Source organism: Actinoplanes sp. NPDC048967 (assembly GCF_040649415.1).
In the GTDB taxonomy this organism is placed as follows: domain Bacteria; phylum Actinomycetota; class Actinomycetes; order Mycobacteriales; family Micromonosporaceae; genus Actinoplanes.
The window spans coordinates 276,047-284,357 of record NZ_JBEZFL010000001.1 but is presented as its reverse complement, the minus strand read 5'-3'; the positions used below and the strand labels follow the sequence as shown (position 1 = coordinate 284,357).

At 73.4% G+C, this 8,311-nt stretch carries 8 protein-coding genes; 3 read left to right on the top strand and 5 right to left on the bottom strand.

Annotated features, from left to right (window positions below; genetic code table 11):
- Positions 1–322: 322 nt before the first annotated feature.
- Positions 323–781 carry an Hsp20/alpha crystallin family protein gene (locus AB0C12_RS01400; protein ID WP_360542910.1) on the bottom strand — a complete coding sequence of 153 codons (459 nt, stop codon included), beginning with the start codon at positions 779–781 and terminating at the stop codon, positions 323–325.
- A 205-nt stretch (positions 782–986) separates the two neighbouring features.
- Here AB0C12_RS01400 and AB0C12_RS01395 point away from each other — a divergent pair, with 205 nt between their 5' ends.
- Positions 987–2,105 (top strand): pyridoxal-phosphate dependent enzyme, encoded by a 1,119-nt coding sequence (locus tag AB0C12_RS01395; RefSeq protein ID WP_360542908.1) that lies wholly within the window; start codon positions 987–989, stop codon positions 2,103–2,105.
- Positions 2,106–2,118: 13 nt separating this feature from the next.
- On the opposite strand, the gene AB0C12_RS01390 is transcribed toward AB0C12_RS01395, so the two are convergent.
- Both AB0C12_RS01390 and AB0C12_RS01385 read right to left on the bottom strand, forming a co-directional pair.
- Positions 2,119–3,426, bottom strand: a complete 1,308-nt coding sequence (locus AB0C12_RS01390; RefSeq protein WP_360542906.1) for a TIGR04013 family B12-binding domain/radical SAM domain-containing protein — start codon at positions 3,424–3,426, stop codon at positions 2,119–2,121.
- A 61-nt stretch (positions 3,427–3,487) separates the two neighbouring features.
- Complete coding sequence (locus AB0C12_RS01385; protein WP_360542904.1) at positions 3,488–5,683, bottom strand: hypothetical protein; 2,196 nt, start codon at positions 5,681–5,683, stop codon at positions 3,488–3,490.
- Positions 5,684–5,927: 244 nt separating this feature from the next.
- Between AB0C12_RS01385 and AB0C12_RS01380 the strand changes: the two genes are divergently transcribed.
- Positions 5,928–7,082, top strand: a complete 1,155-nt coding sequence (locus AB0C12_RS01380) for a uroporphyrinogen-III synthase (RefSeq protein WP_360542902.1) — start codon at positions 5,928–5,930, stop codon at positions 7,080–7,082.
- Positions 7,079–7,753, top strand: a complete 675-nt coding sequence (locus AB0C12_RS01375; protein WP_360542900.1) for a CbiX/SirB N-terminal domain-containing protein — start codon at positions 7,079–7,081, stop codon at positions 7,751–7,753. The genes AB0C12_RS01380 and AB0C12_RS01375 overlap by 4 nt, the downstream gene beginning before the upstream one ends.
- On the opposite strand, the gene AB0C12_RS01370 is transcribed toward AB0C12_RS01375, so the two are convergent.
- Both AB0C12_RS01370 and AB0C12_RS01365 read right to left on the bottom strand, forming a co-directional pair.
- Positions 7,750–7,968, bottom strand: coding sequence for a hypothetical protein (locus AB0C12_RS01370; RefSeq protein WP_360542898.1), 219 nt, complete (start codon positions 7,966–7,968; stop codon positions 7,750–7,752). The two genes, AB0C12_RS01375 and AB0C12_RS01370, sit on opposite strands and share 4 nt — an antisense overlap.
- The gene (locus AB0C12_RS01365; RefSeq protein WP_360542896.1) at positions 7,961–8,308 is read right to left on the bottom strand and encodes a hypothetical protein; all 348 of its coding nucleotides are present in this window, start codon (positions 8,306–8,308) and stop codon (positions 7,961–7,963) included. The genes AB0C12_RS01370 and AB0C12_RS01365 overlap by 8 nt, the downstream gene beginning before the upstream one ends.
- Positions 8,309–8,311: the final 3 nt, after the last annotated feature.

Genomic DNA, 8,311 nt, shown 5'->3' with positions numbered 1-8,311 from the left:
CCGCGTCGGGCGTATCGCCCGCTCGACCTCCCGCGGTCGGACCTTTCCCGGCGGGCGCACCGCCCGCCGGCCGGAGTCTCGCGCGTGGCGGTTCCGAGCCGCTACGGGCGCACCGCCCGCCGCCCCCGCAAACGCATCGCCCGCTGACCCGTCCACCCTCGGACTCCGCTGCCGGATGCACCATCCGCGACCCCGCCTCCACAGCTCGGAGCCCTGGCCCATCCACAGCTCGCTTCCCGGCGGGCACGCCGCCCGCCCGGCCCCGCCCCAGCTTGATGCCCGGCGGGCGAAACCGTCCGCCGGGCGTTCGGGAGGAGTGCGGTCAGGAGCTCGTGATCGCCTGCTGCGGCGCCGTCTCGCTGGTCACGGCGGGCGTGCCGGTGGTGATCTCGATGCGGCGGGGCTTGGCGGCCTCGGCCACCGGGATGGTCAGGGTCAGGACGCCGTCCTGCCAGGTTGCGGCGATCTTGTCGAGGTCGAGACCGTCGCCGAGGGTGAGCCGGCGTTCGAAGGTGCCGGTTGCGCGTTCGCGGCGGACCCATTGGACGTCGGCGTCGGTGCGGGCGCTTCGTTCGGCGCGGATCGTCAGGACCCGGTTGTCGACGTCCACCTGGACGGAGCCGGGGTCGATGCCGGCCAGGTCGCAGTGCAGGACGAAGTGGTCACCCGAGCGGTACAGGTCCATCGGCATCGCCAGGGTTGCCGTGCTGCCCGCGGCTCCGCCGAACATCTGCCCGGCCAGCCGGTCGAACTCGCGGAAAGGATCGAAAGTCAGCACCACGGGATCCACCTCCTCGACGTGGCCCGCCGGCCTGCCCGGCGGGCGCGTGGCGCTCGGCTCAGATCGGATCTGCCGAGGTCGCGGCGCGCATCGAGGTGGTCCATCACCGCGATGAGCAGCAGCGACAGATATTTTTTTAGCACTGTGCCCGGGGGAGTGCCAAGTCCTTTCGAGAAAAAATCGCCGGCTCTGGCAAGATCGGTCCATGCTTGTGGACCGGGCCGGGCGCCGCTACCCGCTGGACGAGCCGCGCTGGCGCGGCGACGACGGATCGCCGCTGCTGGTCGAGCCGCTGCCCGGCATCACCCGGGACGACGTGGACACCACGGTACGGTCGCAGTGGCGTTACGCGGCCGCGCTGCCGCAGTCGCTCGGCCGGCGGATCACCCTCGGCGAGGGGCTCACGCCGCTGCTGCCGTTCGACGTCGACGGGGTGCCGTTGTCGGTCAAGCCGGAGTGGTTCAACCCGACCGCCAGTTTCAAGGACCGCGGCACCACCGTGATGATGTCGGCCCTGGCCACGCAGGGCGTCACCGAGATGCTGGAGGACAGCAGCGGCAACGGCGGTTCCTCGGTGGCCGCGTACGCGGCGGCGGCCGGCATCCGGGCCACCATCCTCGCGCCCGAGTCGACCTCACCGGCGAAGATCCAGCAGAGCCGGGTGCACGGGGCGTCGGTGGAACTGGTGCCCGGCAGCCGGCAGGCCACCGCTGACGAGGCTGTGCGCCGTTCGGCCTCGACGTTCTACGCCAGCCACAACTGGCACCCCTTCTTCCTGCAGGGCACGAAGCTCCTCGCGTACGAGATCTGGGAGGACCTGGGCTTCCGGGCGCCCGACGCGGTCGTCCTGCCGGCCGGCGCGGGCAGTCTGGTCCTGGGTTTCCATCTCGGCTTCGGTGAGCTGGTGCGGTCCGGCGCGATCCGGCGCCGGCCCCGGCTGCTGGTCGCGCAGCCGGAGCATTGCAGCCCGCTGGTTGCCGCTTTCGCGGGCGGGGCCGCGGCGGTGTCGCCCGGGCGGTGGAGCCCGACGGTCGCCGAGGGTACGGCGATAGCGGTCCCGGTCCGCGACCGCGAGGTCCTGGCGGCGATCCGCGAGTCGGAGGGTGACCTGGCGGCCGTGCCCGAGGCGGCGATCGGCCCGGCGACGTTCGAGCTGGCCCGCCGCGGCCTGTACGCGGAGCCGACCAGCTCCATCGTGGTCCCGGCGATCCGCGAGTTCGTGCGGCGCGGCAGCCTGCGCCCGGGGGAGACGACCGTGGTCATCCTGACCGGCTCGGCCCTGAAGGCCTCGGACGCGGTCGGCCGCCTGCTGACCGCAACCTGACCCGGCCCCCGGATCAGGCCTGGTCGGGCAGCACCGGCAGGATCGTGCGGCTGCGCCCGGGCCGCGGGTACGCCTCGGCCGCCGCCGCGAGCCGGCTCGCGTGGTCCCGCTGCCGCTGCCAATGCCCGTACAGTGCCCCGCGCTGCGAAAGGCGGTCCACCTCCCGGATCGTCTCCGGGTCGACATCCCCGGCGGGCGCGTCGCGCCACGGCGTGCCCGGCAGCGGCATGAACGTGTGGGCGTGGATGCGGGCGCCCAGATCGGCCAGTTCCCGGGCCAGTCCCAGCGACGCGTCCACGTCGGCGCGGTCCTCGCCGGGCATGCCGAAGATCATGTCTACATTGATCTTGAAGCCTTCCTCGAGCCCGAGCCGGACCGCGCGGCGCACCTCTTCGACGCCGTGGCCGCGTTTCGCCGCTGCCAGCACCCGGTCCGAGCCGGACTGGGCGCCGACGATGATGTTGGTGTTGTCGCAGTAGCGCCGGACCAGCCGCAGTGCCTCGCGGCTCACATGCTCCGGGCGGATCTCGCTCGGGAAGGAGCCGAAGAACACCCGGCCCCGCGGCCCGATGCCTTCGCGGCACGTCGCCAGCAACTCCTCGACCGCGGCCAGGTCCGGCTCGTCGGTCTGGGCGCCGTACGACAGCGCGGTCGGGGTGATGAAGCGGACGTCGCGCAGGCCGCGTTCGTACATCCGGTCGACGTGCCAGCGCACGTTGGCGACACTGCGGTGCCGGAACTTGGCCGAGAACATGAACGGGGTCTGGCAGAACCGGCAGGCGTAGACGCAGCCGCGGGTGATCTCCAGGGCGTTGAAGCGGTTCCAGCGCAGCGAGAAGCCGCGGAACTCGTCCATGGAGCCGGTCCGCGCCGCCCTCCCGGTCTTCACCACCGTGCCCTCGGCGTCGCGGTAGACCAGGCCCGGCACGCCCGCCGGGTCGCCGCCGGCGTCGACCAGGCGCAGCAGCGTGACCTCGCCCTCGCCGACCGCCGCCACGTCCCAGCCGGCGTCGAGGGTCTGCACCGGCTCGGCGGTGGCGTGCACCCCGCCCGCCACGTGGGTGACGTGCGGGCCGTCGGCCAGCGCCCGGATCTCCGCCAGTTCCTCGGCCAGCGCGGCCGCGTCGGGGGAGTAGAACGACCAGAGCACCAGGACCCGCGAGCCGGCCGCTGCCCGGATCTCGGCCGCGGTGGCCTCGGCCGATTCGGCGAAGCGGACCTCGTACGAGGTCCCCGTCCGGTGCTCCTCGAGGGCGCCGAGCAGCACGTGGAACCCGTACGTGACCGCCTTGCGGTAGCGCAGGATCAGCACCACATCCATGCCGTCGCATCCTGCCAGGCGCGGGGACGGCCCGGTGCACGCCGGGCCGCCCCCGAACGGGTCAGCCGACGGTCACCGCCACCGAGGCCTCGGAGCCGTTGTCGGCGTCGGCCGAGCCCGGGAACGTCGCCGTGAACGAGTGCCGGCCCTTCTCGTCCACGGTCACGGTCAGGCTGAACGAGCCGTCCGCGGCCGTCCGCAGGTCCGTCACCTTGCCCTTGCCGGTACGGCTCGGGGAGTGCCAGGCGACGGAGAGGAAGCCGTCGCGCACGGGGCTGCCGTCGCCGTTGAGCACCTTGCCGGTGATGGTGACCTGGTCACCCACCTTCGCGGTGGTCCGGCCGGCCGAGATGGTCGTCCTTGACCCGGTGGTGGGGCTGCCGGCGGTGGCGAGCGTCTTCTCGTACCGGATGATGTCGTCCTTGCCCTGGGCGACGCCCAGCTGGGGGACGACCAATTGGGCCCCCGCGGTCAAGCCCGCTTTGAGCGTCCACTGTGGTGTCGCGTCGAGGCGGACGTACGCGCGGGCGCTCAGCTGCGGCCCGGCCACGCCGTAGATCAGGAAGCTGAACCTCGGGGCCACCCCGGCCTGCGCGGTCGCGTTCCGGCTGACCGTCGGCGGCTGGTACGTGAATCTGGTGCTGAAGTCGGCGACCGGGTGGACCGTACCGTCGCGGTAGGCCAGGCCCGCCTTGACCGCCGCGGTCTGCCCGGCCGAGGTCTCCAGCGCGGCCTGCACCGAGCCGGTGGCGTCCAGGTAGAGCTGGAGTTCCGGGGTGATCACCACCGGCACCGGCCCGGCCGAGAAGGTGATCGGCTGGAACCGGATCGGCTTCGCCAGCAGCGGCGTCTCCTTGAGCGAGCAGGCCGCGCTGCCGCTGATCGTGGCCTTGAGCTGCGCGTCCTCGGTCAGCGTCCCGGTGAAGGACACGGCGGAGACCCCGCGCGGGCTCCACGACGCGTCGAAGTCGAAGCTCGGCGTGATGCTGATCGACCCGGTGATCTCCGCCTTCGCGGCGTTGGTGCAGGACACCGTACGTCGGATCGGCTGGACCACCGGGCCGCCGGCCGAGCGGGCGCTGATGTCACCGGTCCCGAGGGCGAACGTCTCGTCGATCGTGGCCTCGGCGATCGCCTCGGTGAGCGTCGCCGGTCCGGCCTCGACCGTCCGGCCGTCGACCGCCACCACCTTGACCAGCAGGCCGTTCGGGGTGACCGGGGTGCTGCCCGCCGCGAGGATCTCGCCGGTTTTCGGCAGCCGCGCGCCGGCGGCGAAGCGCAGCGTCTGCCGGCCGGCCGGGTCGCCGGTCACCGCGGTGAGCGCGGCTTCCGGCAGTACGGTGGTGCTGCTCGCCGCGACCAGGCGGAAGTCGCTCCACCGGCCGGCGCGCAGGCTGCTCTGCACCGCGCGTCCGTCGAGGCCCAGGGCGGCGATGTCCACCGCGCCGGACGCGCCGGAGGCGGCGGCGATCCCCGAGCCCAGCCGGGCGTCGAGGCGGGTGGCCCGGCCCCAGGTGCGGGCGCCGTTGACCGAGACCCGGGCCGCGGGGGTCAGGTCCCGGTTGCGGGTGATCAGGTGCAGCTTGCCGGAGCCGGGCTCGGCGGCCAGGCCGGGCGTGGCGGTGGAGATGATGCCGGTGTTGCGCCAGCCCGCGGGCCGGCCGCCGGTGACCACGGTCGTGCGGACCTTGCGGTCGCGGCCCGCCGCGGCGATCACCAGGCTCCCCGAGCGGCCCACCGCCGCCGGCGAGGTGCTGAACCGGCCCCCCAGCGACGTCCAGCCGCTCCATTTGCCGCCGTGCAGGTGACGGACCCGGACCGTACCCTCGTCGTCGCGGACCACGACCGCGAACGCGCCGCCGCCGAGACCGGCGACGGCCGGCGCGCCGGTGGCGGAGCCGCCGAGGCCGGACCAGGTACCCCCCGTTCCGGTACGCACCCAGACCTGCTCGTCGGCGACCGCCGCGGCCAGCACCTGGCCGGAAGCGGGGTCCGCGCCCAGCCCGACGCCGCTGGTGTCGTCCAGCGGCCGGGCGCCGGTGAACGCGCTCGCCTCGCCCCAGCGTCCGAGCGTCGAGACCTGCTCGTTGAGCCGGCGCGGCTCGGCCCCCCGCCAGACCAGGCGCATCGCGTCGGCGCCGGTGGCGACCAGGGCCGGGGTGGTGTCCGGCACGGCCGAGGCCGACGCGTTCGGCAGGACCAGCAGGGCCGCGCCACCGAGACCGGCCAGGGCCAGCAGGGCGAAGGTACGTCTCACAGCACTCACATCCACGAGGTTCGGGCGACTACTCCCGTCGAACGTCCCCGCGGACACCGGCGACGCGCCCCTTGGCCGGGCGGTCGGCAATCATGGGCGAACATCCGACCCCGAACGGCTGAGACGAGTCTCACGGCGCCAGGACCGGCTCTCACGGCGCCAAGATCGGCGAAGTGAGTCATGGTTTTCACCGTCGTAACACGTCCTACCCCGGGAGGTAATGGCTGGTGGAGAGCCTGCTGCCATGGCCGACTCGACCGGGCCGGTGACGCCCGCGGGCGTCGGCGGGCCCGCCACCCCCGCCGCCCCGCTGGCCGGCTTCACCATCGCCGTGACCGCCGAGCGGCGCCGCGAGGAACTGTCCGCCCTGTTCGAGCGGCGTGGCGCCAAGGTGCTGGTGGCGCCGGCGATCACGATCGTGCCGCTCGGCGACGACCAGGCGCTGCACGCCGCCACCGAGGCCTGCGTGGGCCTGGCCCCCGACATCGTCGTGGCCACCACCGGCATCGGTTTCCGGGGCTGGCTGGAGGCGGCCGAGGGCTGGGGGATGGGCGACACGCTGCGGGCCGCACTGAGCCGGGCCCGGCTCATCGCACGCGGTGCCAAACCGTGCGGCGCGATCCGGGCCGCCGACCTCACCGAGGACTGGTCGGCCGTGTCGGAGTCGTCGGAGGAGATCCTCGAGCGGCTGCTGGAGCAGGGCATCGCCGGCCGGCGCATCGCCGTGCAACTGCACGGCGGCCCGCAGGCCGAGTTCACCGGCGCCCTGCGGGCCGCCGGTGCCGCGGTCGTGGAGATCCCGGTCTACCGGTGGACGCTGCCGCCGGACCTGGCCCCGGTACGGCGTCTGGTCGCCCAGCTCGCCGCCGGCCAGGTCGACGCCGTGACGTTCACCAGCGCCCCCGCCGTGCAGGCCCTGCTGGAGATCGCCGGCGACAACGCGGATGAGGTGCTCGACCGCTTCCGCGGCGCCACGATGGCCGCCTGCGTCGGACCGGTCACCGCCGCGTCCCTGGTCGAGCAGGACGTACCCGTGGTCACCCCGCACCGCTCGCGGCTGGGTGCCCTGGTCAAGGTCGTCACCGACGAACTGCCCCGCCGGGCCGTCCGGCTCGGCGTCGCCGGAACGGTCCTGGAGATCCGCGGTCACGCCGTCCTCATCGACGGCCGCCTGCAGGCCCTGCCCCCGGCGGCGATGGCCATCCTCACCGCCCTGGCCGGCCGGCCCGGTGCCGTGGTCTCGAAGGACCGCCTCGCCGCCGCCCTGCCCCGGGGCACCGACGGCCACGCCGTCGACGTGGCGATCGCCCGGCTGCGGACGGCCCTGGGCCCGGCCGGGCACATCGAGACCATCATCAAACGCGGCTACCGGCTGCGCGTCGACGAGCAGGCCGGATGACCGCCCCGGCGAAGGACCGGCGGCCGGTCCTGCTCGCGGTTGCGCACGGTACGCGCTCAGCGGCCGGCCAGGCGCAGATCCGCGACCTGGTGGACCGCATCGCGGGCCGGCGTCCCGACCTGGACGTGCGGCTGGCCTATGTGGACGTGCAGCAGCCCCGGGTCGGTGACGCGATCCAGGGCCTGCGGGCGGTGGTGGTGCCGCTCCTGCTCTCGGCCGGCTATCACGTCCGGGTGGACATCGCCGAGGCGGTCGCCGCCAACGACGCTGTGGCCACCGCCCCGCTCGGGCCGGACCCGCTGCTGGTGCGCAGCCTGGAACGCGGGATCGCGGGGGCGTCGGCGGACGCCGTCGTGCTGGCGGCCGCGGGGTCGAGTGATCCGGCGTGGCGGGCCGACATCGCCGGCGTCGCGGCGCGGCTGGGGGCGCAGGTGGCTTACGCGTCGGGGGCTGAGCTGCGGGTGGCCGATGTGGTGGCGGGGCTGCGGGAGCAGGGGGCGCGGCGGGTCGCTGTCGCGGCTTACCTGCTGGCTGAGGGGTTGTTCTACCGGTCGCTGCACCGGGCCGGCGCGGATGTGGTGACGCCGCCGCTGTGCGCGGACCCGGCTGTGGAGGATCTCGTGCTGCGGCGCTACGAGGACGCGTGCGCTCTGCAGCCGGCGAGCCGCTAGTCCTTGCCGCTCCGTGATGCGAACGCGATCAGTGTCAGCGCTGAAGCCACGCCCACGGTCGCGGCGATGGCTGACAGAGCGTCCTCGCCCAAATTGACGACGACCGCGACAACCGATACAGCGGCGGTCGCGACGAGGAGTCCGATCGCGACACGCGGTCGATAGATCTGTGCGTCGTGGTTCACGGGCTCGTTGTCCTGTTTGTGATCAGCCATAGACCTTCACCCCGGCCGCCACCGCACTGAGCAGGATCAGGCTCGCGACGCCGTTGGCAGCCCCGACCCACCACCAATTCTTGATTTTCGCATTTTGAGTGTAGGCCACCATGCGCAGCCCGAACGGCATGACGCTGAATCCGACAAAAAGCGCCAGCGCCGCCACCACCACCTGAGGAACCGGCACGTCTTTGTCTTCCGCCCTGGCCGCGGCAATCAGCGAGCCGACCAGCGCGAATGACGCTGCGATCACCCAGTCTGTCCACCATAGGGCGTCTTCCATTTCAAGACCGTGCTTCTTCGGTTGACGAGGTGTTCTGGAGATCAGTTTGAGCCACACCTG

Bases quoted from the DNA above. Each gene is read 5' to 3' on its own strand.
- AB0C12_RS01390 (WP_360542906.1), bottom strand. From the start codon at position 3,426: ATGGATGTGGTGCTGATCCTGCGCTACCGCAAGGCGGTCACGTACGGG.
- AB0C12_RS01370 (WP_360542898.1), bottom strand. From the start codon at position 7,968: ATGGCTGATCACAAACAGGACAACGAGCCCGTGAACCACGACGCACAG.
- AB0C12_RS01375 (WP_360542900.1), top strand. From the start codon at position 7,079: ATGACCGCCCCGGCGAAGGACCGGCGGCCGGTCCTGCTCGCGGTTGCG.
- AB0C12_RS01395 (WP_360542908.1), top strand. From the start codon at position 987: ATGCTTGTGGACCGGGCCGGGCGCCGCTACCCGCTGGACGAGCCGCGC.
- AB0C12_RS01380 (WP_360542902.1), top strand. From the start codon at position 5,928: ATGGCCGACTCGACCGGGCCGGTGACGCCCGCGGGCGTCGGCGGGCCC.